General features: G+C 70.5%; 1 protein-coding gene. It reads left to right on the top strand.

The annotated features are described in order from the left end of the window. On the top strand, positions 1-753 hold a 753-nt coding region (locus ACUN0C_RS20205; RefSeq protein ID WP_445468197.1), incomplete at its 5' end, for an enoyl-CoA hydratase/isomerase family protein.

Raw genomic sequence — 753 nt, 5'->3', positions numbered from 1 at the left:
GGCGTGCTGCTCCTGCGGTTGAACCGGCCGGAGGTGCTGAACGCGGTCAACACGCAGCTCGGCCGCGAGTTCGTCCGGGTCTTCGGCGACATCAATGCCGGCGCGCTCGAGGACGTCCGCTGCGTGGTGCTGACGGGTGCCGGCGAGCGCGCCTTCTGCGTCGGCGGCGACCTCAAGGAGCGCAACGGCATGACCGACGCGCAGTGGATGGCCCAGCGCGTCGTCTTCAAGCAGTACAACCTCCTGATGGAGCGCTGCCCGGTGCCGGTCGTCTGCGCCGTGAACGGGCTTGCGCTCGGCGGCGGCGCCGAGATGGTGCTGCGGGCCGACTTCGCCTATGCCGCCGAGGACGCCCGCTTCGGCTTTCCCGAGGTGAAGCGCGGCTTCATGCCGGGCTCCGGCGGCACCCAGCGCTTCGGCCGCATCGTCGGCGAGCCGCGCGCCAAGGAATACCTGCTCACCGGCGAGCACTTCCCGGCCGCAGACGCGCTCGCCTGGGGCATGGTCAACCGGCTCCTGCCCAGGGCCGACCTCCTCGCCGCCACGCTCGCGGTCGCCGAAAAGATCGCCGGCAACCCGCGCGAGGCGGTCCGGGTCATCAAGCAGTGCGTCCATGCCGGGCTGCAGACCGACATCGAGACCGGCCTCGTCATCGAGATGCTCGGCCACCAGAAGCTCACCTCCGCGCCCGACCGCATGGAAGGCATCGCCGCCTTCGTCGAGAAGCGGAAGCCGGAATGGCAGAAGGGCTGA

It is taken from the genome of Faunimonas sp. B44 (assembly GCF_052655945.1).
The sequence above is the reverse complement of the archived record's forward strand: the minus strand, read 5'-3'. Positions and strand labels throughout refer to the sequence as shown.